Consider the following 26,876-nt stretch of genomic DNA (forward strand, 5'->3'; position numbering starts at 1 on the left):
TCGCTGTGTCCGATAGCATCGGACGCGCATCGACAGACCGCCGATGCGTTGCGTGCGTGATCTGTCCGACGCACCGGAGGAGGCGATAGGTAAAATAATGGCCCGCCGCAATCTTGCGGCCCATACGAGCGACCGGGCGCGCCGCGCCCCTGGCATTGCCGTCGCTCGCATCACAGGGAGTGTCGCTTGAATCCTTCTGTCACCGGCAACCCGCAGGTCCGCATTCGCAGCATCGATGTGCTCTCGGACAATTGGTATGTGCTGCGCAAGGTCACGTTCGATTTTCAGCGCAAGGACGGCCGCTGGCAGACCCTGTCACGCGAGGCCTACGATCGTGGCAATGGCGCCACCATCCTGCTGTATAGCCGCGCCAAGCAGACGGTGATGCTCACCCGCCAGTTCCGCCTGCCCACGCTGCTCAACGGCAATCCCGACGGCATGCTGATCGAAGCCTGCGCCGGCCTGCTCGACCAGGACGATGCGCTGACCTGCATTCGCAAGGAAACCGAAGAAGAAACCGGCTACCGCATCGACAACGTGCGCAAGGTGTTCGAGGCCTTCATGAGCCCTGGCTCGGTCACCGAACGCCTGTACTTCTTCGTCGGCGAATACTTCGACGGCGACAAGGTCAGCGAGGGCGGCGGACTCGAAGAAGACGGCGAAGAGATCGAGGTGCTCGAGCTGTCACTGGATGCAGCGCTAGCGATGATCGGCTCGGGCGAAATCGCCGATGCCAAGACCATCATGCTGTTGCAGTACGCCAAGTTGCATGGTGTGTTGGAGTCCGTCCACGCCAACACGCGGTAGCCCTTCAGGGGCGACGGTGTCATCGAGACGTGTCAGCGGCGGTCAAGCTGATCAACGCTTCCCACCAAAAATGCTGCCGAAGATGCCGCGCACGATCTGCTGGCCGATCTTGCTGCCGATGGTGCGCGAGGTCTGCTTTGCCATCGTTTCCAGCATGCCCTGACGGCGGCCGGTGCCGAACACGGCATCCTTGACGGCTTTTCCGAAACCGCTGTCCTGCGTTTCCTCGTCCTCGCGGGTGCGTGCCGGCGGTGCGGCGTTGTGTTTGGCGACCTGTTCGACGCGGCGCGCCAGCAGCTCGGCAGCCGATTCGCGGTTGATCGCGGTGTCGTAGCGGGTGCCGACCGGGCTGGCCGCGCGCACCTGCGCGCGTTCGGTCTCGCTGATGGCGCCCATGCGGCAGCGCGGCGGGGCGATGAGCGTTTGCTGCACCGGTGCCGGCACCCCCTTGCCTTGCAGCGGCGACACCAGCGCCTCGCCGGTGCCCAGGCTGGAGATCGCCGTGGCCACATCGAGCTTGGGATTGGCCACGAAGGTCTGCGCCGCAGTCTTGACCGCCTTCTGGTCGCGCGGGGTGAACGCACGCAGGGCATGCTGCACGCGGTTGCCGAGCTGGCCGAGGATGTTGTCCGGAATGTCGTCGGGAAACTGCGAGCAGAAATACACGCCCACGCCCTTGGAACGGATCAGCCGGACCACCTGCTCGATCCGCTGCACCAGCGCAGCCGGCGCATCGTCGAACAGCAGATGCGCTTCGTCGAACACGAACACCAGCTTGGGGTGTTCCAGGTCGCCCACCTCGGGCAGACGCTCGAACAGTTCCGACAGCAGCCACAGCAGGAAGGTGGAATACAGCTTCGGCTTGAGCACCAGTTGATTGGCCGCCAGGATGCCGATCACACCGCGGCCGTCCGCAGATACGCGCATCAGGTCGGCCAGCTCCAGCGCCGGCTCGCCGAAGAAGTGCTCGCCACCGTCCTGCGCCAGCCGCAGCAGGGCGCGCTGGATCGCGGCCACCGACTGGCTAGAGACCAGCCCGTAACTGGTGGACAGTTCCTTGCGTTCTTCCACCACCAATCCAAGCAGTGCGCGCAGGTCGTCCAGGTCCAGCAACAGCAGGCCGCGGTCGTCGGCCAGCTTGAAGACGATGTCGAGCACGCCGGACTGGGTGTCGTTGAGTTCCAGAATGCGCGCCAGCAGGGCAGGGCCCATCTCGCTGACGGTGGTGCGCACCGGGTGGCCGAGCTGGCCGTACAGATCCCAGAACACCACCGGGCTGGCGGCCGGCGCGTAGTCGGCGATGCCGATCTCCGTGGCGCGCTGCAGCACGCCGGCGGCGCCGTCGCCTGCCACTGCCAGGCCGGCGACATCGCCTTTCACGTCGGCCAGGAACACCGGTACACCCATGCGCGAGAAGCCTTCGGCCAGGGTCATCAAGGTCACGGTCTTGCCGGTACCGGTGGCGCCTGCCACCAGTCCGTGGCGATTGCCGAAGCGCCCTTCCAGCACGACCGGGATGTCGTCGGTGACGCCTTTGCCGAGCAGGAACGAGGCCATAGCGCAGATCCGGTGGGAAACGCCGGATTCTAGCGGGCAATCCGGCCGCGCAGACCGGGCGGGGCTTGACCCTGGATTTCGACCCCTGTCCGGCTGACGGCGGCCGACAGGCGGTGCAATGACGCAGCCGGTGTGCCAGCCGCTTGCCGACCTTCCCCAAGGCATTCCAGTCCCGTTGCGCAGCCGCCAAGCTAACGGCCCACTGACCCTGCCGGCCCCGCCGCCTTGCCCCGGTGTCGCCCCGGCGGCTACCCTGCCTGCCTTTCCGCTGCACTGCCTACGATGCCGCTCGCTCATTTTGGTTTGCGCCCATGGCCGGTTCTGGTCGTGGTGGCGCTGATGTCTGTCGTCCCCGCTGCCCACGCCATTTCCAAACGCGACACGGAGAAGGCCGCCGTGCTCGATGCCCGCATGGCCGCCGCCGAAAAGCGTTACCGCGATGCGCTGGTGCTGGTGAACAACTCCGACCCCAAGGGCACCGCCGAAGGCGATGCCGCGCTGGAGGACATGGAAGACGTCATCGACGCCTGCATCAAGCAGCGCGGCTGCCTGGTCGCCAATCAGCTGGCCACCTACAAGCGCCTGCTCAAGGCGCGCGCCGATGCCGAAGCGCCGGCTGCCGAAGATCCGCAGGACGACGACACCCTGCTGCAGGCCGACCCGGACCACCTCGGCCCGGCGGCGAACGGCGTGCCCGAGGCGGCGCGTGCCGCCACGCTGCTCAACGACCAGCGCCACGATTTCGACAAGATGGTGCAGTACAACCCTGCCGTGCAGGCCGGCATCCGCCGCTGGCTGACCGACATGCGCCCGGCGCTGCTGACAAGCTACGAGAACTACAGCAACCTGCGCGGGGTGATGTGGCCGGAATGGCAGAAGCGCGGCCTGCCCGAGGCACTGCTGTTCGGCATCATGGCCAAGGAATCCAACGGCAAGGTGCACGCCAGCTCGCGTGCCGGCGCGGCCGGGTTGATGCAGTTCATGCCGGCCACCGGGCGCCGTTTCGGGCTGGGCCCGGATGGCACCGGCTTCGACACGCGCTTCGATGCACGCAGCGCCGCCGAAGCCAGCGCTGCCTACCTCAACGAGCGCATGGCCGGGCTCAACCGCAACATCGAACTGGCGCTGGCCGCCTACAACGGCGGCGAAGGCCGTGCCGCGCGTGTGTTCTCGCAGAGCGGCGGGCGCGGGTTCTGGGAGCAGGATGTCTACAACCAGTTCCCGGCCGAAACCAAGGACTATGTGCCGATGGTGATAGCTGCGGCGTGGATCTTCCTGCACCCGCGCCAGTACGGTGTGGACTTCGCCAAGCTCGACGCGCAGCCGGCCACGCTGAAGCTGGCCAAGTCGACCACCATCTACGAACTCACCATCTGCCTGGGCAGCATGGGCACGCGCGACGGTTACATGCGTGCGTTGCGCAACCTCAACCCGCGCTATGAATCCGATGGCTGGATCCCGGCCGGCACCGTCATCAACGCCACCAACCGCATCGCCAGCCTGTACACGCGCTACTGCGTGAACGGCCCGCGCGCGGACCTGGCACGCACGCTGATCACCGCCGATCTCAACAGCGCGATCGTGCGCAGCAGCAACGCCCCCGAGTACGTGCCCAGTGTGGCGGTGGGCGATGTCAGCCCGATGGCCGGCGTGCCGACCACCGTGGCCACCGGCCAGCCGGCGATCGCCAAGCCCAAGGCCAAGCAGGCGCGCAGCTACACCATCGCCCGGGGCGACACGCTCGGCCGCGTCGCGCAGAAGTACCAGTGCGAGATCAAGGAGCTGGCCAAGGCCAATGGCCTGAAGGCACCGTCGTATGCGCTCAAGCCAGGGCAGAGCATCAAGCTGGCCGGCTGCGATCGCTGAGCAGCGCTTGCCGTACCGCGTGCGTTAGAGCATCGGCCAGCTGCTTCGGCAAGCTGCGCCGAGCCGCGCTCCGTTAGAAGCGGTAGGCCGCCCCGTAGGAGCGGACCTGGCCGCGACGAAGCAGTCCGGGTAGTCCCAGCACAGGCAAGGCGGCTCCAAATCGGGGGCTGGGCGTGCCAAAGGCGCAAGCCCCCAGCCTCACTGCGCATGCCACGTCGCGGTCGGGCCCGCTCCTACGCCCGCATCGTCTTGTTAGGAGCCGGAGTGGGCACCGGTCTTGTAGCGAGCGAGCCTGGCGGCAATGACACCGTCGCGGCGGCGTTTTCGTTGCAGACCCATGCTCCTGCATCGGAGTAGGCCATCGAACTGATCAGCGGAGATCGTCGGCCAGCGCAGGCAGGCGCACCGCATCGGGCCAACGCGCCGGGCTGCGCCGTGGTAGGAGCGGACCTGGCCGCGACGAACCAGTCCGGGTAGTTCCAACGTAGGCGAGACGCTCTGCATCGAAAGCTGGGAGGGCGACATGCGCCTGCGCATTGAACGTCGTCGAGGAGGCCTGTCGCGGTCAGGCCCGCTCCTACGAGGGCGTCGCTGTTGCATCACCGAAGCGAACATCGCAGGCGCGCGGCGGTGATCAGCCCGCCTGGCGACGGGCGAGCGCTTGCCCCAGGCGCACCGATGTCTCCGCGGCAAGTCCGCCATCGAGCTTTGCGACACCGGGCGGCAGCAGCACGATCACGGTCGAGCCGTAATTGAAGCGCGCCATCTCCGCAAACCGCTCCAGCACGATGCCCTTGCCGCGATAGTCCTTGCGCGTGATGCGGTCGCCGTAGCGCGGGATCTCCACGCCGCTCCACACCGTTTCCACGCCCGACACCAGTAACGCGCCCACCATCACCGAGACCATCGGGCCGAAGTCGGTGTCGAAGTGGCAGACCAGGCGCTCGTTGCGTGCGAACAGCCGCGGCACATTGCGCACCGCATCCGGGCCGACGCTGAACAGGCGGCCGGGTACGTGCACGGTCTCGCGCAGGGTGCCGGTCCACGGCATATGCACGCGGTGGTAGTCCTTGGGCGAGAGGTAGACGGTGGCGAACAGGCCGTCGTTGAACGGCAACGCCGCTTCGGCGTCGCCGAGCAATTCGGCGGCAGTGAACGACTGCCCCTTGGCCTGGAAAATGCGGCCGTTCTCGATCGGGCCGAGCTGGCTGATGCGCCCGTCGGCGGGCATCAGCAGCGCCGCAGGATCGGCGTCGGGCACGCGTGCGCCCGGCTTCAAGGCGCGGGTGAAGAATGCATTGAAGGTGGGATAGGCGCGCGGGTCCGGTTCCAGTGCCTCGCCCAGGTCCACGCCGAACTTGCGCGTGACCGTGTCGATCAACCACTGTTTGGTGGACGGCGTATCGGAATAGGCCAGCGCACGCGCCAGCGAGGACAGCAACCGGTGCGGCAGCACGTAGGTCAGGGAAGTGACGAGACTCACGGAGCGGTTACCTTGGTCAGTTGCTGGAGGTCGGCGGCGATCGCCTTGGGGTCGAGCGGGGGACGGATCAGGCCGGCCAGGCGGCCCTGCGGGTCGAGCACGGCGATGCCGGCCGAGTGATCCATGCTGTAGTCGTTGGGATTGTCCGCAAAGCCCTTGCCCGGCACTTTCTGGAACACGAAGCCCAGCGCGGTGGCGAAGCGCTGCAGTGCCGGCACCTCGGCGGTGGCGGCCAGGGTGTCCTTGTGGAAGGCATGCGCATATTCGCCCAGGCGCGCCGGCGGGTCGCGCTGCGGGTCCACCGACACGAACAGCACGCGCGGGCGCAGGCCATCGGGGATGCTTTCCCACTGCTGCTGCGCCACCGCCAGATCGGTCAGCGTGGTCGGGCAGACGTCCGGGCAGAAGGTGAAGCCCAGGAACACCAGCGTCCAATGTCCCTGCAGCTCACCGGGTACCAGCTGGGTGCCGTCGGACTGGCGCAGGCTGAATTGCGGCAGCGTGCGTGGCTGCGGATAAAAGGTGATGGTGCGGGTGGGCGGCCAGGGCGAGCTGGGCGCGGCGCCAAGAAACTTCTGGCCCAGCAACAGCCCCAGGCCGGCGGCCAGCGCCACCAGCAGCACGATGCCGGTATTGCGATTGAACATGGCGGTTTCCAGTGCAACGGACGCTCATGATACCGATCCGACCTCTATAATCGTGGGCCGATTCCTCTTTAGTTGTTGCCATGACTGCCGCCGCGGCCGACGAACTGCACACCATCATCGACCTGATCCGCTACGGCACCAGCCGTTTCAATGCAGCCGGTCTGACCTTCGGCCATAGCTACGACAATGCGCTGGACGAGGCCACTCAGCTGGTCCTGCACAGCCTGCATCTGCCGCACGATCTGGGCCCGGCCTATGGTCAGGCGCGCCTGCTGCGCTCGGAAAAGGAGCAGGTGCTGGGCCTGTTCGAGCGCCGCATCAACGAGCGCGTGCCGGCGGCGTACCTGACCGGCGAGGCCTGGTTCGCCGGGCTGAGCTTCAAGAGCGATGCGCGTGCGCTGGTGCCGCGGTCGCCGATCGCCGAGCTGATCGAGGCCGGCTTCGAACCCTGGCTGGGCGGCCGCGAAGTGACCCGCGCGCTGGACCTGTGCACCGGTTCGGGCTGCATCGCGATCGCCATGGGCCACTACAACCCGCAGTGGGACGTGGACGGCGTGGACATCAGCGACGACGCGCTGGCACTGGCCGCCGAAAACAAGGCGCGCCTGCATGCCGACAATGTCACCCTGCTCAAGTCGGACCTGTTCGCCGGGCTGGGTGGCCGCCAGTACGACCTGATCGTCACCAATCCGCCGTATGTCACCAACGACGAAACCGACGCGCTGCCGCAGGAGTATTCCTACGAGCCGGAGCTGGGTCTGCGTGCGGGCGACGACGGCCTGGATCTGGTGCTGAAGATCCTGCGCGATGCGCCGCAGCACCTCAGCGAAGATGGTCTGCTGATCTGCGAAGTGGGCGAGTCCGAGCAGCACCTGGTCAAGCTGCTGCCGGAAGTGGATCTGGCCTGGGTCGAGTTCAAGGTGGGGCAGATGGGCATCTTCGCGGTCGAATGCCGCGAGTTGATCGCGCACGGCGCCCGCATCGCCGAGCTGGCCAGTGCGCGCTGAGTCGTCCATCGCGCGGCCGCAGCTAAGCGATCTGCTGTTGCTGGTGCCGGTGTCCATCTTCGGCGTCGGCATTCCGCTCGGTTTGATCGACGTGGTGTACCGCCTGTTCGACCCGATGTACGGCGGTCCCTTGCCTCAGCGCTTGTTGAGGGCGGGGGCGGAGATCGGCTTCGGCCTGATGGCGTTTTTCGGCCTGGTGTCGGCGTGGATCGTGGTGGTCAGTTCGGATGCGGCCTTGCGTGCGCATCGGCGCCGCACGCTCATTGTGGCACTCGGCCTGCTGGTCGGAACTGGCGTTGCGCTGCACCTGCTCGCCGATTGGCTGCTGAGTGGGCGCATTAAGCTGGATGTCTTTGCGCTGGTGTTCAGCGGCCTGTTGGCGGTGGCACCGATGCTGGTGGCGGCACGTCACCTGCCGCGCATCCTGCGCGCCACGCCACCTGCTGCAATGTTGAGAGGATGCCGTCATGGGCAGTAACAGTTTCGGCCGCCTGTTGACGGTCACCACCTTCGGCGAGTCGCACGGGCCGGCGATCGGCTGCGTGGTCGACGGTTGCCCGCCGGGCCTGGAGATCGCGCCGGAAGAATTCACCCACGATCTGCAGCGGCGTGCATCCGGTAAGAGCCGGCATACCTCGGCGCGCCGCGAAGCCGACGAGATCGAGATCCTGTCCGGCGTCTACGAAGGCCGGACCACCGGCACGCCGATCGGCCTGCTGATCCGCAACACCGATCAGCGTAGCAAGGACTACAGCAACATCGCCCAGCAGTTCCGCCCCGGGCACGCCGACTACACCTATTGGCAGAAGTACGGCATCCGCGATCCGCGCGGCGGTGGGCGCTCGTCCGCGCGTGAGACCACCATGCGCGTGGCCGCCGGGGTGATCGCCAAGAAGTGGCTCAAGCAGCGCTACGGCGTGCTGGTGCGCGGCTTTCTATCGCAGCTGGGCGAGATCCGCCCGACCGGTTTCGACTGGAATGCGGTCGAGGACAACCCGTTTTTCTGGCCGCATGCCGAGCAGGTGCCGGAGCTGGAGACCTACATGGACGCGCTGCGCAAGTCCGGCGACTCGGTCGGTGCGCGCGTGGACGTGGTGGCCGGTGGCGTGCCGGCGGGCTGGGGCGAGCCGATCTACGGCAAGCTCGATGCCGAACTGGCCGCCGCCTTGATGAGCATCAATGCGGTCAAGGGCGTGGAAATCGGCGACGGCTTCGCCAGCGCCGCGCAGAAGGGCACCGAACACCGCGACCTGATCACCCCGGAAGGCTTTCTCAGCAATCATGCCGGCGGCATCCTGGGCGGCATTTCCACCGGCCAGGCGATCACCGCCTCGATGGTGCTCAAGCCGACCTCCAGCCTGCGCCTGCCCGGCGCGACCGTGGACGCGGACGGCGCGGTGGTCGATGTGATCACCACCGGCCGCCACGACCCCTGCGTCGGTATCCGCGCCACCCCGATCGCCGAGGCGATGATGGCGCTGGTGCTGATGGACCAGGCCTTGCGTCATCGCGCCCAGTGCGGCGATGTCGGCGAGGTGGCGCCACGCATTCCCGGTCAGGCCGATGTCTGAGTCGCCCCGCGCCAAGGTGTGGGTCAGCCAGCCGCTGTTCGACGATGTCGTCGCGCAGCTGGGCGAGCATTTCGAGCTGACCACCACCGCGCGCGTCACCGCGTATTCGCCGGCCGAGCTGGCTGCGCGGCTGGCATCGCTGGACGGTGCGCTGATCACCCTCAACGAGCGTATCGGCGCGGCGGAAATCGCCTCTGCACCGCAACTGCGCGCGATCGCCAACGTCGGCGTGGGCTACAACAACCTGGATCTGGATGCGCTCAGCGCAGCCGGCATCCTGGCCAGCAACACCCCGGATGTGTTGACCGAGACCACCGCCGATCTCGGCTTTGCCTTGCTGATGGCCACCGCGCGCCGCATCACCGAAGCCGAGCGCTGGCTGCGCGACGGGCAGTGGGGGCAGTGGTCGTTCAAGACCATGCTCGGTGCCGATCTCCACGGCAGCACGCTGGGCATCCTGGGCATGGGCCGGATCGGGCAGGGCATCGCCCGCCGCGGCGCGCATGGCTTCGGCATGCGCGTGCTGTACCACAACCGCAGCCAGCTGCCGGCCACCACCGAACAGGCGCTCGGCGCGCAGTACGTGGACCTCGACACGTTGCTGGCGCAGTCCGATCACCTGGTGCTGGTGCTGCCGTACACCAGGGACTCGCACCACATCATCGATGCCGCGGCGCTGGGCAAGATGCGTCCCACCGCCACGCTGGTGAATATCGCGCGCGGCGGCCTGGTCGATGAAATCGCGCTGGCCGATGCGCTTGCCAACGGGCGCCTGGCCGGTGCCGGCCTGGATGTCTACGAAGGCGAGCCGTCCGTCCGTCCCGAACTGCTGGCCCTGCGCAACATCGTGCTCACCCCGCATATTGGCAGCGCCAGCCTGGCCACGCGCCGCGCGATGGTGCAGCTGGCGGTGGACAACCTGATTGCCGCGCTGGGCAAAGGCGCCAATGCCGGCCATCCGCCGAGCGCGCTGAATGCCGATGCGGTGGCTGCTGCCAAACAGGGCGGCGCGCGCGCTGGCGAAGCGACCAGCACCGGCAAAACCATCACGACCAAACGATAGGGAACCTCCGCGGCCAGCTTTGGAGGTTCCCCGAACCCACTGCGCAAGCGTATTCCCCACTTTCCTTATTCGATAAAGACAATCTCATGAGCAACGAAAACCGTCGTTTCAACGTCGCGGTCGTGGGCGCCACCGGCGCTGTCGGCGAGACCATGCTGAGCATCCTGGCTGAGCGCAACTTCCCGGTCGCCACCCTGTACGCGCTGGCCTCGGCGCGCTCGGCCGGCGGGCAGGTGGAGTTCAATGGCGGCAAGGTCGATGTGCTGGACCTGGCCGACTTCGATCCCACCGGCGTGGACATTGCGCTGTTCTCCGCAGGCGGCAGCGTGTCCAAGGACTACGGCCCCAAGTTCGCCGCCGCCGGCGCGGTGGTGATCGATAATTCCTCCGCGTTCCGCTACGACGACGACGTGCCGCTGGTGGTGTCGGAGGTCAATCCCGAAGCGCTGAAGCAGCGCCCGCGCGGCATCGTCGCCAACCCCAATTGCTCGACCATGCAGATGCTGGTCGCGCTCGGCCCGATCCACCGCAAGTACGGCATCGAGCGCATCAATGTGGCGACCTACCAGTCGGTCTCCGGCGGCGGGCGTTCGGCGATGGAAGAGCTGGGCAAGCAGACCAGCGAGCTGCTGAGCTTCCAGCAGATCGACCCGCAGCGTTTCCCGGTGCAGATCGCCTTCAACCTGATTCCGCACATCGACGACTTCCAGGACAACGGCTACACCAAGGAAGAGATGAAGCTGGTCTGGGAGACGCGCAAGATCCTGGGCGACGACTCCATCCAGGTGAATCCCACCGCGGTGCGCGTGCCGGTGTTCTACGGTCACTCCGAAGCGGTAGCGATCGAAACCCGCGACAAGATCAGCGTCGAAGACGCGCGCGCGCTGCTGGCCGCATCGCCCGGCGTGGAAGTGGTGGACGAGCGCAAGCCTGGCGGCTACCCGACGCCGGTCACGCATGCCTCCGGCAAGGACGCGGTGTTCGTCGGCCGTATCCGTGAGGACCTGTCGCATCCGCGCGGCCTGAATCTGTGGATCGTCTCGGACAACATCCGTAAGGGCGCCGCGCTCAACGCCGTGCAGCTGGCCGAGCTGGTCGCACAGGAAGGCTGACGCGGTAGTTCCGTAGGAGCGCGCTGCGCGCGATGAAGCTCTCCCAGTGAAGCCTCATCGCGCGCAAGTGCGCTCCTACCAATGCGTTGCCGATGAGCTGCAGCATGCATGTCGCATCGCGGCATCGCGGCGGCATCTGCGCTCTGCGTCGGGTCGCCGACTTTTTCGCTCATGCAGCGGCTATATTGATGCCCATGAAACATAGGGGCGGGGGCGCGATGCGTCCGATACAAGGGATAGGTGCGCTGCTGCTGATGGCCTGCAGCGGCGCTGCCATGGCGTTGGGCTTGGGCGATATCCGGGTGCTGTCCAGGCCCGGGCAGCCGTTGGTGGCCGAGATTCCGGTCATCTCCAACGAGCCGGGCGAACTCGACAACGCACGTGTGGCGCTGGCATCGGCCACCACGTTTGCACGGGTCGGCCTGGAGCGCCCGCAGGGCCTGGTCAGCAACCTGCAGTTCCAGTTCGCGCAGGACGCGCGCGGGCGTGCGGTGATCCGTGTGACCAGCAGCCAGGCAGTGGAGCAGCCGGCGATCAACTTCCTGATCGAGGTGGAGTGGGGCCAGGGCCGGCTGGTGCGCGAGTATTCCGCACTGGTCGATGCGCCCAACACCGCCGCGGCGATCGCCGAGCCAGGCATCGAGGCGCCGCGCGCCGGGGCCAGCAACGCCATCGCACGCGCACCGGCCGCCGCGCCCGCAGCCGCCGCCGAGCGCGCCGGACAGGCCGCCGACGCGGCGGCGCCTGGCGCACGTTCCAGCACGCGCGCTGCCGCGCCGGTGCCGGCCGGCGATGCATTGCCGGCGGTGCGCTCGGGCCAGACCTTGTCGGAGATCGCTGCCGCGGTGGCCCGTTCCAGCGGGCATTCGCTCGACCAGACCATGCTGGCGCTGCTGCGTACCAACCCGGACGCCTTCATCGGCGGCAACATCAACCGATTGAAGCAGGGCGCAGTGCTGCGTACCCCGCAGGAGGATGCGCTGGCGCAGGTCGGCGCCGCCGAGGCGGCGGTGATGGTGCGCGAGCAGGCCGCGCAGTGGCGTCAGGCGCGCTCGGCGATGCCGCAGCCGGCCGAGGCCGGCGCTGCGGCCGCAACGCCCGCGCCTGCCGCAGCGGCGGCGTCGGCGGGTGCCGGCGCGCGGCTCGAGATCGCCCCTGCAGTGGCGAGTCAAACCAACACCGCCGGCGCCACGTCCGGCACCAGTGCCGAAGGCGAGGGCGACATGGCGGCCAACCAACAGTTGCAACAGGCCAGGGAAGACATCGCCACCCGCGATGCGGAATTGCAGGATCTGCGCACACGCGTCGCCGATCTGGAAAAGCTCAAGCAGCAACAGCAGGCCTTGATCGCCATGAAGGACACCGACCTGGCGGCCGCGCAGAAGCGGCTGTCGGAGACGCCGGCTGCGGCACAGCAGGGCAGCGGGTTCCCGCTGTGGCTGATCGGTGGCCTGGTGTTGATCGTCGCGGCGGTCGTCGCCTGGCTGGCGGCGCGCCGGCGCAAACCCTCGCCGCTGCCGCCTTTGCCGCGGCGTCAGTTCGATTTCGTGCCGGTCGGTGCCGCGGCAGACGCCGCCGAACCGCAGGACGATGCGCAGGCCACCGTGCCCAGCGAGCACGATGTGCTGCACGACCCCGAATTCGAACAAGCCGATCTACGCGAAGAAGAACGCGCCCAGCAGACGCAGCAACCGCTGTCCGATGTGCTGCGCCGCGAGCCGCTGCTGTCCGAGCCTGCCGCCGCGCCGCCGGTGGTCGCCAGCGATGACTGGCGCTCGCTGCGCGCAACGCCGCCAGCGCCTCCGGTAGAGCAGCCGGCGTTCGTCGCGCCCGAGGACGCGGTGCCGGAGCCGCCGAGGTCCGCGCACGCGCAGCCGGAAGACGGCCAGCCGCCATACGTAGACGTTGCGCATGCCAGCAGCGATCTGCCGCCGGGCGTGCCGTCCGCGTCGGTCGCCACGCAGGACCGCCTGGATATCGATCCGGCCCCCATCGCGCCGGCCGCTGCGCCCAGCGCGGTGAACAGCAGGGAGTTCGTCTCGGCAGGGCGCGATCGTCTGGAGCTGGCCGTGGCCTACATGGACCTTGGCGACACGGACACCGCACGCGGCCTGTTGCTGGAAGTCGCGGCAACCGGCGACGAGACCAGCCGCGCCGAGGCTGCCGAGCTACTGGAACGCCTGGCATGAGCCCGGCGCTGGACAGCATGGCCGCCGCACGCGAGCGCCGCATCGATTACGTGGAATTCGCCTCGCTCGATCTGGAGGCCAGCCGCGCCTTTTTCGAAGCCGTGTTCGGCTGGCAGTTTCAGGCCTATGGCCCGGATTATCTGGCCTTCAACGACGGTCGTCTGGACGGCGGTTTCTATCGCGCCACCGCGGTAGCGCCGGCAGACGCTGGCCCATTGGTCGTGCTGTATGCCGACGCGCTGGAGCCCATGGCCGAGCGCGTTCGCGCGGCCGGTGGCGAGATCGTCAAGCCGGTATTCGGCTTTCCCGGCGGCAGCCGCTTTCATTTTCGCGAGCCGGGCGGTAACACGCTGGCAGTGTGGTCCGAGCGCGCGTTCGGCTAGTCCGCGCGCTCCATCGATTCGATAACAGGCAGGTTCCGATGCGTTACGCGCTGGGCGTGGAGTACGACGGCAGCGAGTTTCAGGGCTGGCAGCAGTTGGGGGAACATGGCGGGCCGAGCGTACAGGCCAGCCTGCAGGCGGCGCTGTCCTCGGTGGCCGATGCCCCGGTGCAGGTGGTGTGCGCGGGCCGCACCGATGCCGGCGTGCACGGCGAATGCCAGGTGGTGCATTTCGACAGCGATGCGCGCCGCGAGCCGCGTGGCTGGATGCTGGGCACCACCGCGCGCCTGCCGCCCTCGATCGCGGTGCGCTGGTGCGTGCCGGCCGCCGCCGACTTCCATGCGCGGTTTTCCGCACGCGCACGCCGCTACCGGTATCGCCTGCTGAATCGGCAGATACGCCCGGCGCTGTATCGCCAGACCTTGAGCTGGGAACGGCGCCCGCTGGATGCCGATGCCATGCACGCAGCCGCGCAGGCCTTGTTGGGCGAGAACGACTTCAGCGCATTTCGCAGTGTGCAGTGCCAGGCCCTGCATGCACGCCGCAACCTGCAGGCCATCAGCGTGCAACGCATCGGCGAGGTGGTGGAGGTGCAGGTCCAGGCCAATGCATTCCTTCATCACATGGTGCGGAATATTGTTGGCTCGCTGATCCTGATCGGAACCGGGGAACAACCGGGCGACTGGATCGCGACGTTGCTGGCCGGCCGCGACCGCACGGTGGCCGGGCCGACAGCGCCGCCACAAGGCCTGGTCTTCGTCGGGCCGCTGTATCCCGCAGAGTGGCATCTGCCCGCTGAGGTAACCCAATGAATCGATCGCTGTACCGCACCCGTATCAAGTTCTGTGGCATGACTCGCGCCGGTGATATCCGACTGGCCGGCGAGCTGGGTGTGGACGCGGTAGGTTTCATCTTTGCGCATGGCAGCCCGCGCCGCGTGGCGCCGGCCGAGGCGCGCGCAATGCGCCAGGCCACTGCGCCGATGGTCGATGTGGTGGCGCTGTTCCGCAATAATTCCAAGGAAGAAGTACGCGAAGTGGTGCGCACCGTACGTCCGACCTTGCTGCAGTTCCATGGCGAGGAAGATGACGCGTTCTGCCGCAGCTTCAACCTGCCGTATCTGAAGGCGGTGCCGATGGGCAGCGGCGGGATGAATGGCGAGGACGCCAACGCGCGAACCTTGCAGCTCGCCTTTCCCAATACCGCCGGTTTCCTGTTCGACAGCCATGCGCCCGGTGCAGGCGGCGGCACCGGCAAGACCTTCGATTGGTCGCGCCTGCCGACCGGCCTGCATCGCCCATTTCTGCTGGCCGGTGGCATCACCGCCGACAATGTGTTCGACGCGATCGTGGCAACGCTGCCGTGGGGCGTGGATGTGTCCAGCGGCGTGGAGTTGGCGCCCGGGATCAAGGACGGCCACATGATGCGCAAGTTCGTCGAAGAAGTGCGCCGGGCCGATTGTCACGAGATGGGGTGAGTTGGGGATTCGGGAATCGGGATTGGGGAATCGGAGTAGGCAGTCTGCTTCGTTGTTTTGATTGCCCTAGATCTTTCGCTTCTCTGATGATCGATTGTTCGGTCGCTGTTTCGCCGATCACTGAGCGTTCCAATCAGACGCTTGCGGCATCCGTGGTGCGCTGCTGATCTTCTGAAAGCGCGCTACGCAACCAGCCGGCGAGCTGTTCGATGCGCGGGTCCGGGTTGCGCCTTGCGGCGCACAGCACCCAGCGGCCGCGGGTTGGCGTGAAGCCCCACGGCGCCAGCAGGCGTCCGGCGGCCAGGTCCGCGGCAACCAGCGGTTGCGGTGCGATCGCTACGCCCAGGCCGGCGGCGGCGGCTTCCAGCAGGTAGACCAGATGTTCGAATTCAGTGCCGAAGCGCAGCGCTTCGGCTGCCACGCCGTGGCTCTGCGCCCATTCCGGCCAGGCCTGCGGGCGCGAGCGGGTATGCAGCAAGGCGTGATCGAGCAGGGCGGCAGGCGCTCTGCCAGCGAGCTGTGTTGCAGATGCCAACTGCGGACTCAGCACCGGACCGATCCACTCCACCCCCAGCTCGTGCACCTGCCAGTCGCCCGGCCAGGGCGGGGTGTCCAGCAGCAGGGCCGCATCCAGGCCGTCCAGGTCCGGGCCGGGCGCCTGCTCGTTGGCCGACAGGTGCAGGCGCACCTGCGGCAGATCCCGCTGCAGCCGGCCCAGCCGCGGGATGACCCAGCGCGCCAGCAGACTGCCCGAGCAGCCCAGCACCAGCGGCGCCTCGCTGCTCGGGCGCCGCAACGCCGCCCAGGTGTCGCCGATCAGCGCAAAGCCCTCGCCGGTCGCATCACGCAGCCGGGCGCCGGCAGGCGTCAGCACCAGGCCACGACCCTGGCGGGTGAACAGCGCCGCGCCCAGCGCCTGTTCCAGCGAGCGCACGTGCCGGCTGATGGCGCCATGGGTCACGTGCAACTCCTGCGCGGCCCGGCTGACGCTCTGCAGACGCGCGGCGGATTCGAACGCGCGTAGCGCTGCCAACGGTGGAAGCAGGGTGCTCATATGTGAGTCCAGGTCACAGGTTGCGGCAATCTTATCGATTTATCGCGCACCGTGGCTGCGCTACAGTAATGCCTCTTGTATGACCGCATCGCTGCAGAGGATTCCCATGTCGGCCCAGCCCATCAGTGACTTTCACGCCTATCCGGACGCTGCCGGCCACTTCGGCAAGTTCGGCGGCCGGTTCGTCGCCGAGACCTTGATCGGCCCGTTGCAGGAACTGGCTGCCGCCTACGACCAGGCGCGCCAGGATCCGGCCTTCATCGCCGAGTACGACAAGGATCTCAAGCATTACGTCGGCCGGCCCAGCCCGATCTACCACGCCGAGCGCCTGAGCCGCGAGGTGGGCGGGGCGCAGATCCTGCTCAAGCGCGAGGACCTGAACCACACCGGCGCGCACAAGATCAACAACACTATCGGCCAGGCCCTGCTGGCCAGCCGCATGGGCAAGACCCGCATCATCGCCGAGACCGGCGCCGGCCAGCATGGCGTGGCCAGCGCCACGGTCGCCGCGCGGCTGGGCCTGGAGTGCGTGGTCTACATGGGTGCCACCGACATCGAGCGGCAGAAGATCAACGTCTACCGCATGAAACTGCTCGGTGCCACGGTGATCCCGGTGACCTCCGGCTCGGCCACGCTCAAGGACGCGCTCAACGAGGCGATGCGCGACTGGGTCACCAACGTGCAGGACACTTTCTACATCATCGGCACCGTGGCCGGCCCGGATCCGTATCCGCGCATGGTGCGTGACTTCAATGCAATTGTCGGCCGCGAAGCGCGCGTGCAGATGCTGGAAGACTTCGGCCGCCTGCCGGATGCGATCAGCGCCTGCGTCGGCGGCGGCAGCAATGCGATCGGCCTGTTCCATGCCTTCCTCAACGACCCGGGCGTCAAGATCTACGGTGCCGAAGCGGCCGGCGACGGCATCGCCAGCGGCCGTCATGCGGCGTCGATCGCGGCCGGGCGCCCCGGCGTGCTGCATGGCAACCGCACCTATGTGATCTGCGACGACGACGGTCAGATCACCGAAACCCATTCGATCTCCGCCGGGCTGGATTACCCGGGCGTGGGCCCGGAGCATTCGTTCCTGTCCGACAGCGGCCGCGCGGTCTACCAGGGCATCACTGACGACGAAGCGATGGCCGCCTTCCATCTGTTGGCGCATACCGAAGGCATCCTGGCCGCGCTCGAATCCAGCCACGCGGTGGCGCAGTCGATCAAGCTCGCGCGCGAGATGCCCAAGGACGCGTTGATCCTGTGCAACCTGTCCGGCCGCGGCGACAAGGACGTGCACACCATCGCGGCGCGCGAAGGCGTGCAGGTCTGATGCCACTGCGGCGCGTCACCGTGACCGCGCTGGCCGACCAACCGGGCGAGCAGGAACTGCTGTTCGCCTGGCTCGATCGCTGGGCGCCGCAGATCCGCAGCTGCTCGGAAAACAGCGGCTGCGGCTGCTGCCTGGACAGTTTCGACCTCGAGGTCGAGGCCCAGGCATTGGCCGAACTGCCGCCTGCCATGTACCAGGACATCCATTGAAGCGGTCGCACCGCCTCTAAACTTTTGCAAGGTCTTTCAATGCGTCGTATCGACGAAACCTTCCAGCGCCTGCGCGCCGATGGCCGCAAGGCGCTCATCCCCTTCATCACCGCCGGCGACCCGTCGCTGGAAGCCACCGTACCGGTCATGCACGCGCTGGTACGTGCCGGTGCCGACGTCATCGAGCTGGGCGTGCCGTTCTCCGACCCGATGGCCGACGGCCCCACCATCCAGCGCAGCTCCGAGCGCGCGCTGGGCCGTGGTGCCGGCCTTGCCTACGTGCTGGAGGCGGTGCACGAATTCCGCCGCGAAGACGCCGCCACGCCGGTGGTGTTGATGGGCTACCTCAACCCGATCGAGATCCACGGCACCCGGCGCTTCGCCGAAGCCGCCGTCGCTGCCGGTGTGGATGGCCTGCTCCTGGTCGATCTGCCGCCCGAAGAAGCGGCCGAGACCCGCACCATCTTCACCGAGGTCGGCCTGGCCCTGATCGCGCTGGCCTCGCCGACCACCAGCGAGCAGCGCCTGGACATGCTGTGCAGCAGCGCCCAGGGCTATCTGTACTACGTCAGCTTCGCCGGCGTCACCGGCGCCTCGAATCTGCTCGACACCCATGCCGCCAGCGACCGCCTGCGCCAGCTGCGCCGGCGTGCCGGCGCTCCGGTGGTGGCCGGCTTCGGCATCAAGGACGCCGCCAGCGCCGCCGCGATGGCCGTCGACGCCGAAGGTGTGGTGGTCGGCAGCGCCCTGGTCGCCGCGCTGGCCGAGGCCACCGACGTCCGCAGCGCCCGCGAACGCGCCGAAGCCTTCCTGGCCCCACTGCGCCAGGCGCTCGACCAGGCCTGAAGCCAACGCCGCTCTCTGCTCCGGGGGAGACGGCGCGGCCTGCGCTCCATCTGGCGCGCCTGCCTTCAAGCGCCGGCGCGGCAGGCGCTGGCCGGGCCATGCCGGCCCCGCATTTAGCCTCCGCGCTACCTCGGCTTTCTCCCGGCGCGTTAGACTGTCGCCCCTCTGCGGCCCACATGGCCGCCCTGCATGGATTGTCATACACGCATGAGCTGGCTCAGCAAATTGATGCCCTCCGGCATCCGCACCGAGAACACCCCGGCCAAGAAGCGCAGCGTCCCCGAGGGCCTGTGGGAGAAGTGCAGCAACTGCGGCAGCGCGCTGTACGGCCCCGAGCTCGAGGAAAACCTCGAGGTGTGTCCCAAGTGCGACCACCATATGGCGATCCGCGCGCGCGCGCGCCTGAACTCGCTGTTCGATCCCGACACCGCGACCACCGAGATCGCCGCCCAGCTGGGCCCGGTCGACGTGCTCAAGTTCAAGGACCAGAAGCGCTACGGCGAGCGCATCAAGGCCAGCCAGAAGAGCAGCGGCGAGTACGACGCACTGATCGCCATGCGCGGCACGCTCAAGGGCAATCCGCTGGTCGCCGCGGCCTTCGACTTCGCCTTCATGGGCGGCTCGATGGGCTCGGTGGTCGGCGAGCGCTTCGCACGCGCGGCCGAAGTGGCGCTGGAAGTCGGCTGCCCGTTCGTGTGCTTTTCCGCCAGCGGCGGGGCGCGCATGCAGGAGGGCCTGTTCTCGCTGATGCAGATGGCCAAGACCTCCGCCGCGCTCGGTCGCCTGCGCGAAGCCGGCCTGCCGTACATCTCGGTGCTGACCCATCCCACCACCGGTGGCGTGTCGGCCTCGTTCGCGATGCTGGGCGATATCAATATCGCCGAGCCGCATGCCCTGATCGGCTTCGCCGGCCCGCGCGTGATCGAGCAGACCGTGCGCGAGACCCTCCCGGAAGGCTTCCAGCGTTCGGAGTTCCTGCTCGACCACGGTGCCATCGACCAGATCTGCGACCGCCGCGACATGCGCGACCGCATCGCCGATCTGACCGCGATGATGATGCGCCAGCCGCATCCGCAGGACGCGGCCGCATGAGGCCAGTGGTTGCGCGCATGCGCGACACCGTCGCACGCGCCGCTGCGTGTGCGTCCACCCGTAGGCAGGAACACCGTAACGCATGAGCAGTCGCAAGTATTTTGGAACCGACGGCATCCGCGGTCGGGTCGGGCAGGGCGTGATCTCGGCCGATTTCGTGCTGCGACTGGGCAATGCGCTCGGTCGGGTGCTCACCCAGGGCCGCAGCAAGCGCCCGCTGGTGCTGATCGGCAAGGACACCCGGATCTCCGGCTACATGTTCGAAGCCGCGTTGGAAGCCGGCCTGGTCGCCGCCGGCGCCGACGTGCAGCTGATCGGCCCGATGCCGACCCCGGCCATCGCCTTCCTGACCAACACTCTGCGCGCCGATGCCGGCGTGGTGATCAGTGCCTCGCACAACCCGCATTACGACAACGGCATCAAGTTCTTTTCCGCCGAAGGCGAGAAGCTCGACGACGCCACCGAAGCGGCGATCGAGGCCGCGCTGGACGAGTCGTTCCACACCGTGGAATCGGAGCGCCTGGGCAAGGCGATCCGCACCCGCGATGCGATCGGCCGTTACATCGAATTCTGCAAGGCCAGCGTGGCGCGCGGGTTCACCCTGCACGGCCTGAAGATGGTGCTGGACTGCGCGCATGGCGCGACCTATCACATCGCGCCGATGCTGTTCCGCGAGCTGGGTGCGGACGTGGTCGTCATCGGTGCCGCACCGGACGGTCTAAATATCAACGCCGGTGTCGGCTCCACCCATATCGACAACCTCGCTGCCAAGGTGCGCGAGAGCGGTGCGCAGCTCGGCATCGCCTTCGATGGCGATGGCGACCGCGTGCTGATGGCCGACGACCAGGGCAACCCGGTCGATGGCGACGATCTGCTCTACGTGCTCTCGCGCTCCTGGCAGGCCAGCGGCCGGCTCACCGGCACCGTGGTCGGCACCTTGATGACCAACTACGGTCTGGAACAGGCGCTGGCCGCATTGCACATCCCGTTCCAGCGCGCCAAGGTCGGCGACCGCTACGTGCACCAGGCCCTGGTCGAGGGCGGCGGCACGCTGGGCGGCGAAACCTCCGGCCATCTGCTGTGCCTGGATCGCGCCACCACCGGCGATGGCATCGTCAGTGCGCTACAGGTGCTCGAGGCACTGGGGCGCGACGGGCAGAGCCTGCGCGAGGCCCTGGGCAGCCTGAGCAAGGTGCCGCAGAAGACCGTCAATGTGCGGCTGGGAGGCGGGGCGGCCAAGGCGATCGTGGAGGCCGCCGGCGTGCAGCAGGCGCTGCAGCAGGCGCAGGCCGCCGTGCAGGGCCGTGGGCGCGCGTTCCTGCGTCCGTCCGGCACCGAGCCGGTGGTGCGCGTGACCGTGGAAGCCGACGACGCCGGCCTGATGCAGGACACGCTCGACCGTCTTTCCGGAGCCGTGCGTGACGCGGCGTGAGTCGCTGATCATTGGTGTGTGCGTGGTCTTTGCCAAGGCCGCGACGTTCTACCTGTTGTATCGCCTGCTGTCCTGAGCGGCAGGCCTTCCTTTCGACTTCCGACTTCAACTGCAGATATCCGTATGAGCGCCCGCATCCCGACCCTGGACATCACCCGTTTCGACAGCGACCGCGACGCCTTCGTCGCCGAGCTCGGCGCGGCCTATCGGCAGTGGGGCTTTGCCGGCATCCGCAACCACGGCATCGCGCAGGCCGACATCGACGCGGCGTATGACGTGTTCAAGGCGTTCTTCGCCCTGCCCGAAGAGGTCAAGCGTCGCTATCACGTGGAAGGCAGCGGCGGTGCGCGCGGTTACACCGCGTTCGGCGTGGAGACCGCCAAGGATTCCAAGCATTTCGATCTGAAGGAGTTCTGGCATATCGGTCGCGAGATCGCGGACGATTCGCCGTACCGCGCGGTGATGGCGCCGAACCTGTGGCCCGAAGAAGTCCCCGGCTTCCGTGAGCGCGGCTATCGCCTGTACCAGCAGCTGGACCACCTGGGCTCGCGCGTGCTGTCGGCATTGGCGCTGCATATCGGCCTGCCGCAGGACTATTTTGTCGACAAGACCAACAACGGCAACTCGATCCTGCGGCCGATCCACTATCCGCCGATCACCAGCGACGACATCCCCAATGTGCGCGCCGGTGCGCACGGCGACATCAATTTCATCACCCTGCTGGTCGGCGCCAGCGCGGCCGGGCTGGAAGTGCGCTCCAACGATGGCGAGTGGGTGCCGTTTACTGCCGACGCCGACACCATCGTGGTCAACATCGGCGACATGCTGCAGCGCCTGACCAACCACGTGTATCCGTCCACCATCCATCGCGTGGTCAATCCGCCGGGCGAACAGGCGCGCAAGCCGCGCTATTCGGTGCCGTTCTTCCTGCACCCCAATCCGGATTTCCTGATCGACGTGCTGCCTTCGTGCATCACCGTCGACAATCCGAGCCGTTATCCCGAGCCGATTACCGCGCACGGTTTTCTGGAAGAGCGTCTGCGCGAGATCAAGCTGAAGTAATCCGTTCGCAGCCGCGACAGCGCAGCCAACGGCTGCGCTCGCAGCATCGGCAATGACCTCCGCCACAGTTTGATTCATAAAATTCTGCTGGCGGCCGGTTAAAGCTTGCATTCACCTCAGCCGATAACCCAGTCTGATCGCTAGCGCGACGTCGGATTCGCCTGGCGTGCGCTGCCGATTGCACTAGGCTTGGGGGGCGCATGCGGACGCAGTGGTTCAAACGGATCGGCCCGGTTTTGGGGTTGCTGGCGTATTGCGCCGCAAGCTGTGTATGGGCGACGCCTCTCAGCGTGACCGTTGTCGATGCCAACGGCATGTTGGTCGATGCGGTGGTGAGTCTGGAGCCGGCACGTCCGGTGGCCGCCAGCGGGACGCCCAGAACCGTCGAGATGGACCAGGTCAACTCGCAGTTCGTGCCTGCGGTGCTGGCGGTGCGCACCGGCACCCTGGTGCGGTTTCCCAACAACGACCAGATTCGCCATCAGGTCTATTCGTTCTCTGCCGCAAAGCGGTTCGAGTTGCCACTGTTCCAGGGCAGCACTGCCGCGCCGGTGCGCTTTGACCAGGCTGGGCTGGTGACGGTGGGCTGCAATATCCACGACTGGATGCTGGGCTATATCGTGGTGGTGGACACGCCGTATTTCGGCAAGACCGGCAGCGACGGTCGCGTGCAGCTGGATGCGCCGGCAGGCAACTACACCTTGCGGGTCTGGCATCCGCGCATCAAGGGCGCCGCGCTCGCCGAGCCGGTGGCGCTTGCGCGCGAGGCCGTGCAACGGCGCGTGACCTTGCAGACCAGCGGCCCCGCACCAGCGGTGGCACCTCCGGATGCGCGCGTGCGCGCGCTGCAGGACAAGTTCCGCCGCGCCGACCCGCAGAAGCCCAAGCCATGAAGGCCATGCGCCTGCATACCCGCATCGCGGCGTTTCTGGTGCTGGTCGTGCTCGCCACGCAGGCGTTGACCTTCATCGCGGTGCAGGTCGCCACCGAGCGCAGCGTCAAGGCGCAGCTCGGCGAAGAGCTGCAGATCGGCGAGCGCGTCTGGCAACGCATCAATCTGCGCCGCGACGAACAACTGCTGCAGTCGGCCTCGGTGCTGGCCGACGACTTCGGTTTCCGCGCGGCCGTGGCCAGCGGCGATGTGCCGACCATGCAATCGGCATTGCGCAACCACGCCGCGCGCATGTCGGCGCAGACCGCGCTGCTGCTGGCGCCGGATGGCGAATTTTTGACCGGGCTTGCCGATCTGCCGCAAGCCGAACAGCTGCGCGCGGTGCAGACCCTGCTGCGGCAGGCGCAGCGCGATGGGCGTGCGGTTGGCGTGGTCGCGCTGGACCAACGCATCGTGCGGCTGGCGGTGGTGCAGGTACTGGCACCGAGCCGGGTGGGCTGGATCGCGATCGGCAACGAATCCGGCGACGGTCTCGCGCAGGATTTCCGTTCCACCACCGGGCTGGATGCGACCTTCTTCACCGATGGTCCGCCGGTGCGGGTGCTGGCGTCCACGCTGGAGCCGGCCGCGCGCGCCGAGTTCGCGCAGCAGTTGCCGACCGCCGAACGCGCGCAGGGCGCGGCGGTCGCGTTGACGCTGGCCGAGTCGCGTTACCTGGTCAAGCTGCAGTCGATCCAGGGCGACAGCCATGTGCGGGTCGCGCTGCAGGCCTCGCTGGATCGCGCGGTGGCGCCGTACCGCGTGCTCAAGTTGCGCATCCTGCTGCTGGCGGGCCTGGCCACGGCTGCGGCGCTGGGTGTGGCGATCTTCCTGGCGCGCAGCGTCAGCAGGCCGGTCGCGCAGCTGGTACAGGCAGCGCGGCGCATCCAGCGCGGCGACTACCACACCGCGGTCGAGGTGCCATCCGGGCGCGAACTGGCCGAGTTGGCCGACAGCTTCGGTCGCATGCAGCAGCAGATCGCCAGTCGCGAGCAGCACATCCTGCATCAGGCGCGCCACGATGCCTTAACCGGTCTGCCCAATCGCATCTGGTTGCTGGAGCGGCTGAAGGATGTGGTGGAGCAGACCGTGGCCTCCGGCGGCACGGCCGCGGTGCTGATCCTGGATCTTGAGCGCTTCAAGGAACTCAACGACAGCCTGGGCCACGATTTTGCCGACCAGGTCCTGGTCGAAGCAGGCCGCCGCCTTGCCGACGTGGTCCAGGAACCCAATCTCGTCGGGCGGCTGGGCAGCGACGAATTCATGGTGGTGGTGGCGCAGACCGATGTCACCACTGTGCAGCAGGATGCACAGCGCTTGCTGCTGCAGTTGCGCCGCCCGCTGGCGCTGCCACAGGCGCGCATCCAGCTGGAAGCCAGTATCGGCATCGCCCTGATTCCCGAACACGGCGCCGATCCGGACACCTTGTTGCGGCGCGCGGACATCGCCCGGCGCCAGGGCGGCAACGTCACCACCGTCGGCGCCAGCGTGTATCGCCTGGGCCAGGACGAGCAGCATCTGCGCCGGCTGCGCCTGACCGGTGATCTGCGCCAGGCCATCGGCGGCAACGAGCTGACCCTGCGCTTCCAGCCCAAGATCTGCCTGCGCAACGATCGCGTCGAACAGGTGGAGGTGCTGGTGCGCTGGCAGCATCCGGTGCTCGGGGCGATCGGCCCGGACGAATTCATTCCGCTGGCCGAGCACTCCGGCGTGATCCATCCCTTGACCCGCTTCGTGCTGGACGAGGCGCTGCGCTGCCAGGCGCAATGGCGCAGGCAGGGGCTGGAACTGGGCATGGCGATCAATCTCTCCGCACTGGATCTGTCCGACCCCGGCCTGCCCGATTACGTGCGTGGCCGTCTGGAACATCACGCGGTGCCGGCGCAGTCGGTGACGCTGGAACTGACCGAAAGCGCGCTGATGCGCGATGTCGAATCGGCGCTGCACATGTTGCATCAGCTGCGCAGCGTCGGCGTGCGCCTGTCCATCGACGACTTCGGCACCGGCTATTCCTCGTTGGCGCAACTCAAGCGCATGCCGGTGAACGAATTGAAGATCGACAAGAGCTTCGTCATGCAACTGGCCGAGGGCACCGACGATGCGTTCATCGTGCGCAGCACGATCGATCTCGGGCACAACCTGGGCTTGAGCGTGATCGCCGAAGGCGTGGAGAACGCCACCGCGCTGGGGCTGCTGCGCGGTTATGGCTGCGACATGGTGCAGGGCTATCTGTATTCGCCGCCACTGGAAGAAGTGCCGCTGGTCGCCTGGTGCATGCGGCAACTCGATCTGGCGCCGGCGGCGCAGGCAGGAGTGCATCGATGAGCAAATGGCGGGGCGCGCTGCTGTCTGCAGCGCTGGCCGGGCTGGCCAGCGCACCCGCGTCGGCGATCGCCGGCGACGGGCGCCTGCTCGCCACCGGTGGCGTGTCGATGATCGAAGGCAGCAGCGGTGGCGGCATCGTGCCGTGGGCCACGTTGTCGGGCTACGGCACCCGCGACGAACTCGGCAGCGTGCTGTTTGCCACGCATGTGGACAGCGGCGATTACCGGCTCGACGTGCAGGGTGCCGCGCTGACGGTCGGCAACCGGCTGGAACTTTCGCTGGCGCGGCAACGGCTGGATCTGGGCACCCTGCAGGATCGGCTGGGCCTGCCATGGAATGCGCTTGGCCAGGACGTGTTCGGCGCCAAGCTGCGGGTCTACGGCGATCTGGTCTACGGACATGCGCCGCAGGTCAGCGTGGGCGTGCAGTACAAACGCCTGCGCAATGGCACGCTGCCGCTGGCGATCGGCGCGCGCGACGATCACGGCACCGATGTGTATGTCAGTGCCAGCCGGTTGTTCCTGCAGGCCGCGGGCGGCTATCAACTGCTGCTCAACGGCACCTTGCGCGCGACCCGCGCCAATCAGACCGGCTTGCTCGGTTTCGGCGGCGATCGCCGCAACGCCTATCGGCTGGTTGGCGAAGCCGGCGCCGCCGTCGTGCTGTCGCCGGCGTGGGTGGTCGGCGTGGAATATCGCGACAAGCCCGATAATCTCGGCTTCGCCCGCGAGCAGGCCTGGGCGGATGCATTCGTGGCCTGGTTTCCCAGCAAGCATGTGTCCCTGACCGCGGCCTGGGCCGAGCTTGGCGACATCGCCACGCTCACCGACCAAGGCGGTCCCTATCTTTCCCTGCAGGTGGCGTTCTGATGAATCGACGGCTGCGCTGGCCCTTGCTGTGCATGCTGGCGCTGATGAGTGCCTGCGCCACCACGCAACCGCGCCCCACGCTCTATGACGAACTCGGCGGGCAGGCCGGGATCGAAGCGCTGGTGGAAACCATGCTGTCGCGCATCGCCGACGACCAACGCATCGTCGACAAGTTCGCGCGCGTCAACATCGTGATGCTCAACGAGCGCCTGGTGCAGAAGTTCTGTCATGTCGCCGACGGCCCGTGCCCGGATACCGCCAAGTCGATGCAGCAGGCGCACGCGCACCTGGCCATTCGCGAAGGCGACTTCAATGCGCTGGTGGAGGATCTGAACTGGGCGATGGATCAGCGCAAGATTCCGCGCCGCACGCAGAACCGTCTGCTGGCGCGGCTGGCGGCCATGCATGGCGAAATCGTCAATCACTGAGGGTGTCGCATCGCTGCCGCGCGCAGTGATGGACGCGCGTGGTCGCTGCTCGTAACACCATGTTTCCAGCCACGGACTTGGGGCTCTGGGCGGGGCCGTTCATGGCATCCAGAGTCCGCTCGCGACGTATTGTCAGTCGCCC

25 protein-coding genes are annotated in these 26,876 nt (G+C 67.5%); 21 read left to right on the forward strand and 4 right to left on the reverse strand.

The features are described from left to right. The first annotated feature begins 186 nt into the window (after positions 1-186). Positions 187-807 (forward strand): GDP-mannose pyrophosphatase NudK, encoded by a 621-nt coding sequence (gene nudK / locus AC1KVE_RS02635; protein ID WP_154832272.1) that lies wholly within the window; start codon positions 187-189, stop codon positions 805-807. A gap of 51 nt (positions 808-858) precedes the next feature. Here nudK and AC1KVE_RS02640 read toward each other — a convergent pair whose 3' ends face one another. Beyond that, positions 859-2,364 (reverse strand): helicase HerA-like domain-containing protein, encoded by a 1,506-nt coding sequence (locus AC1KVE_RS02640; protein ID WP_184456321.1) that lies wholly within the window; start codon positions 2,362-2,364, stop codon positions 859-861. A gap of 282 nt (positions 2,365-2,646) precedes the next feature. Here AC1KVE_RS02640 and AC1KVE_RS02645 point away from each other — a divergent pair, with 282 nt between their 5' ends. After that, complete coding sequence (locus tag AC1KVE_RS02645; protein WP_166764935.1) at positions 2,647-4,230, forward strand: transglycosylase SLT domain-containing protein; 1,584 nt, start codon at positions 2,647-2,649, stop codon at positions 4,228-4,230. 634 nt (positions 4,231-4,864) lie between these two features. Here AC1KVE_RS02645 and asd read toward each other — a convergent pair. Beyond that, on the reverse strand, positions 4,865-5,713 hold the full coding sequence (gene asd, locus AC1KVE_RS02650) for an archaetidylserine decarboxylase (protein WP_102584815.1): 849 nt from the start codon (positions 5,711-5,713) through the stop codon (positions 4,865-4,867). Next, positions 5,710-6,360, reverse strand: coding sequence for an SCO family protein (locus tag AC1KVE_RS02655; RefSeq protein ID WP_054592520.1), 651 nt, complete (start codon positions 6,358-6,360; stop codon positions 5,710-5,712). The genes asd and AC1KVE_RS02655 overlap by 4 nt, the downstream gene beginning before the upstream one ends. An 80-nt stretch (positions 6,361-6,440) precedes the next feature. On the opposite strand from AC1KVE_RS02655, the gene prmB reads away from it, so the two are divergent. The 9 genes from prmB (at position 6,441) to AC1KVE_RS02700 (ending at position 15,162) form a co-directional block, all read left to right on the forward strand. After that, positions 6,441-7,367 carry a 50S ribosomal protein L3 N(5)-glutamine methyltransferase gene (gene prmB, locus AC1KVE_RS02660; RefSeq protein WP_184456317.1) on the forward strand — a complete coding sequence of 309 codons (927 nt, stop codon included), beginning with the start codon at positions 6,441-6,443 and terminating at the stop codon, positions 7,365-7,367. After that, a complete protein-coding gene (locus AC1KVE_RS02665) occupies positions 7,357-7,845 on the forward strand; it encodes a hypothetical protein (protein ID WP_046343364.1) in 489 nt (162 codons plus the stop codon). Before prmB ends, AC1KVE_RS02665 begins: the two co-directional genes overlap by 11 nt. Further along, complete coding sequence (gene aroC / locus AC1KVE_RS02670) at positions 7,835-8,938, forward strand: chorismate synthase (protein WP_039522212.1); 1,104 nt, start codon at positions 7,835-7,837, stop codon at positions 8,936-8,938. Before AC1KVE_RS02665 ends, aroC begins: the two co-directional genes overlap by 11 nt. Next, on the forward strand, positions 8,931-10,001 hold the full coding sequence (locus AC1KVE_RS02675) for a 2-hydroxyacid dehydrogenase (RefSeq protein ID WP_435012652.1): 1,071 nt from the start codon (positions 8,931-8,933) through the stop codon (positions 9,999-10,001). Before aroC ends, AC1KVE_RS02675 begins: the two co-directional genes overlap by 8 nt. Positions 10,002-10,087: 86 nt before the next feature. After that, on the forward strand, positions 10,088-11,113 hold the full coding sequence (locus tag AC1KVE_RS02680) for an aspartate-semialdehyde dehydrogenase (protein WP_481091944.1): 1,026 nt from the start codon (positions 10,088-10,090) through the stop codon (positions 11,111-11,113). 218 nt (positions 11,114-11,331) lie between these two features. Continuing rightward, positions 11,332-13,302 (forward strand): motility hub landmark protein FimV, encoded by a 1,971-nt coding sequence (locus AC1KVE_RS02685; RefSeq protein WP_481091943.1) that lies wholly within the window; start codon positions 11,332-11,334, stop codon positions 13,300-13,302. After that, positions 13,299-13,685, forward strand: coding sequence for a VOC family protein (locus AC1KVE_RS02690; protein WP_184456311.1), 387 nt, complete (start codon positions 13,299-13,301; stop codon positions 13,683-13,685). The genes AC1KVE_RS02685 and AC1KVE_RS02690 overlap by 4 nt, the downstream gene beginning before the upstream one ends. A gap of 38 nt (positions 13,686-13,723) precedes the next feature. Continuing rightward, positions 13,724-14,497, forward strand: coding sequence for a tRNA pseudouridine(38-40) synthase TruA (gene truA / locus AC1KVE_RS02695; RefSeq protein WP_016903694.1), 774 nt, complete (start codon positions 13,724-13,726; stop codon positions 14,495-14,497). Next, positions 14,494-15,162, forward strand: a complete 669-nt coding sequence (locus AC1KVE_RS02700; protein WP_016903693.1) for a phosphoribosylanthranilate isomerase — start codon at positions 14,494-14,496, stop codon at positions 15,160-15,162. The genes truA and AC1KVE_RS02700 overlap by 4 nt, the downstream gene beginning before the upstream one ends. A gap of 133 nt (positions 15,163-15,295) precedes the next feature. On the opposite strand, the gene AC1KVE_RS02705 is transcribed toward AC1KVE_RS02700, so the two are convergent. Further along, the gene (locus AC1KVE_RS02705) at positions 15,296-16,216 is read right to left on the reverse strand and encodes a LysR family transcriptional regulator (protein ID WP_154832266.1); all 921 of its coding nucleotides are present in this window, start codon (positions 16,214-16,216) and stop codon (positions 15,296-15,298) included. Positions 16,217-16,322: 106 nt separating this feature from the next. Between AC1KVE_RS02705 and trpB the strand changes: the two genes are divergently transcribed. The 10 genes from trpB (at position 16,323) to AC1KVE_RS02755 (ending at position 26,734) form a co-directional block, all read left to right on the forward strand. Beyond that, positions 16,323-17,540, forward strand: coding sequence for a tryptophan synthase subunit beta (gene trpB, locus AC1KVE_RS02710; protein ID WP_039522203.1), 1,218 nt, complete (start codon positions 16,323-16,325; stop codon positions 17,538-17,540). After that, a complete protein-coding gene (locus AC1KVE_RS02715) occupies positions 17,540-17,749 on the forward strand; it encodes a hypothetical protein (RefSeq protein ID WP_039816394.1) in 210 nt (69 codons plus the stop codon). Before trpB ends, AC1KVE_RS02715 begins: the two co-directional genes overlap by 1 nt. A gap of 39 nt (positions 17,750-17,788) precedes the next feature. Next, positions 17,789-18,595 (forward strand): tryptophan synthase subunit alpha, encoded by an 807-nt coding sequence (gene trpA, locus AC1KVE_RS02720; protein ID WP_046343351.1) that lies wholly within the window; start codon positions 17,789-17,791, stop codon positions 18,593-18,595. Positions 18,596-18,802: 207 nt separating this feature from the next. Continuing rightward, a complete protein-coding gene (gene accD / locus AC1KVE_RS02725) occupies positions 18,803-19,687 on the forward strand; it encodes an acetyl-CoA carboxylase, carboxyltransferase subunit beta (protein ID WP_046343350.1) in 885 nt (294 codons plus the stop codon). 82 nt (positions 19,688-19,769) lie between these two features. Then, positions 19,770-21,119 carry a phosphoglucosamine mutase gene (glmM, locus tag AC1KVE_RS02730; protein WP_481091942.1) on the forward strand — a complete coding sequence of 450 codons (1,350 nt, stop codon included), beginning with the start codon at positions 19,770-19,772 and terminating at the stop codon, positions 21,117-21,119. Between the two features lie 123 nt (positions 21,120-21,242). Continuing rightward, on the forward strand, positions 21,243-22,181 hold the full coding sequence (locus tag AC1KVE_RS02735; protein ID WP_481091941.1) for an isopenicillin N synthase family dioxygenase: 939 nt from the start codon (positions 21,243-21,245) through the stop codon (positions 22,179-22,181). Between the two features lie 200 nt (positions 22,182-22,381). Continuing rightward, entirely contained in the window at positions 22,382-23,074 is a 693-nt protein-coding gene (locus tag AC1KVE_RS02740; protein ID WP_481091940.1) for a methylamine utilization protein, read from the forward strand. Then, complete coding sequence (locus AC1KVE_RS02745) at positions 23,071-25,437, forward strand: putative bifunctional diguanylate cyclase/phosphodiesterase (protein ID WP_104594381.1); 2,367 nt, start codon at positions 23,071-23,073, stop codon at positions 25,435-25,437. Before AC1KVE_RS02740 ends, AC1KVE_RS02745 begins: the two co-directional genes overlap by 4 nt. Then, the gene (locus tag AC1KVE_RS02750) at positions 25,434-26,306 is read left to right on the forward strand and encodes a DUF3034 family protein (protein WP_481091939.1); all 873 of its coding nucleotides are present in this window, start codon (positions 25,434-25,436) and stop codon (positions 26,304-26,306) included. Before AC1KVE_RS02745 ends, AC1KVE_RS02750 begins: the two co-directional genes overlap by 4 nt. After that, entirely contained in the window at positions 26,306-26,734 is a 429-nt protein-coding gene (locus AC1KVE_RS02755; protein ID WP_016902989.1) for a group I truncated hemoglobin, read from the forward strand. Before AC1KVE_RS02750 ends, AC1KVE_RS02755 begins: the two co-directional genes overlap by 1 nt. The last annotated feature ends 142 nt before the right edge of the window (positions 26,735-26,876 follow it).

This window comes from Xanthomonas sp. NCPPB 2864 (assembly GCF_056675615.1).

Excerpts from the sequence above, each read along its gene's own strand:
- AC1KVE_RS02640 (WP_184456321.1), bottom strand. The coding sequence starts at position 2,364 with ATGGCCTCGTTCCTGCTCGGCAAAGGCGTCACCGACGACATCCCGGTC.
- AC1KVE_RS02645 (WP_166764935.1), top strand. The coding sequence starts at position 2,647 with ATGCCGCTCGCTCATTTTGGTTTGCGCCCATGGCCGGTTCTGGTCGTG.
- AC1KVE_RS02655 (WP_054592520.1), bottom strand. The coding sequence starts at position 6,360 with ATGTTCAATCGCAATACCGGCATCGTGCTGCTGGTGGCGCTGGCCGCC.
- prmB (WP_184456317.1), top strand. The coding sequence starts at position 6,441 with ATGACTGCCGCCGCGGCCGACGAACTGCACACCATCATCGACCTGATC.
- aroC (WP_039522212.1), top strand. The coding sequence starts at position 7,835 with ATGGGCAGTAACAGTTTCGGCCGCCTGTTGACGGTCACCACCTTCGGC.
- AC1KVE_RS02675 (WP_435012652.1), top strand. The coding sequence starts at position 8,931 with ATGTCTGAGTCGCCCCGCGCCAAGGTGTGGGTCAGCCAGCCGCTGTTC.
- AC1KVE_RS02680 (WP_481091944.1), top strand. The coding sequence starts at position 10,088 with ATGAGCAACGAAAACCGTCGTTTCAACGTCGCGGTCGTGGGCGCCACC.
- AC1KVE_RS02685 (WP_481091943.1), top strand. The coding sequence starts at position 11,332 with ATGCGTCCGATACAAGGGATAGGTGCGCTGCTGCTGATGGCCTGCAGC.
- AC1KVE_RS02690 (WP_184456311.1), top strand. The coding sequence starts at position 13,299 with ATGAGCCCGGCGCTGGACAGCATGGCCGCCGCACGCGAGCGCCGCATC.
- truA (WP_016903694.1), top strand. The coding sequence starts at position 13,724 with ATGCGTTACGCGCTGGGCGTGGAGTACGACGGCAGCGAGTTTCAGGGC.
- AC1KVE_RS02700 (WP_016903693.1), top strand. The coding sequence starts at position 14,494 with ATGAATCGATCGCTGTACCGCACCCGTATCAAGTTCTGTGGCATGACT.
- AC1KVE_RS02705 (WP_154832266.1), bottom strand. The coding sequence starts at position 16,216 with ATGAGCACCCTGCTTCCACCGTTGGCAGCGCTACGCGCGTTCGAATCC.
- trpB (WP_039522203.1), top strand. The coding sequence starts at position 16,323 with ATGTCGGCCCAGCCCATCAGTGACTTTCACGCCTATCCGGACGCTGCC.
- AC1KVE_RS02715 (WP_039816394.1), top strand. The coding sequence starts at position 17,540 with ATGCCACTGCGGCGCGTCACCGTGACCGCGCTGGCCGACCAACCGGGC.
- trpA (WP_046343351.1), top strand. The coding sequence starts at position 17,789 with ATGCGTCGTATCGACGAAACCTTCCAGCGCCTGCGCGCCGATGGCCGC.
- accD (WP_046343350.1), top strand. The coding sequence starts at position 18,803 with ATGAGCTGGCTCAGCAAATTGATGCCCTCCGGCATCCGCACCGAGAAC.
- glmM (WP_481091942.1), top strand. The coding sequence starts at position 19,770 with ATGAGCAGTCGCAAGTATTTTGGAACCGACGGCATCCGCGGTCGGGTC.
- AC1KVE_RS02735 (WP_481091941.1), top strand. The coding sequence starts at position 21,243 with ATGAGCGCCCGCATCCCGACCCTGGACATCACCCGTTTCGACAGCGAC.
- AC1KVE_RS02740 (WP_481091940.1), top strand. The coding sequence starts at position 22,382 with ATGCGGACGCAGTGGTTCAAACGGATCGGCCCGGTTTTGGGGTTGCTG.
- AC1KVE_RS02745 (WP_104594381.1), top strand. The coding sequence starts at position 23,071 with ATGAAGGCCATGCGCCTGCATACCCGCATCGCGGCGTTTCTGGTGCTG.
- AC1KVE_RS02750 (WP_481091939.1), top strand. The coding sequence starts at position 25,434 with ATGAGCAAATGGCGGGGCGCGCTGCTGTCTGCAGCGCTGGCCGGGCTG.
- AC1KVE_RS02755 (WP_016902989.1), top strand. The coding sequence starts at position 26,306 with ATGAATCGACGGCTGCGCTGGCCCTTGCTGTGCATGCTGGCGCTGATG.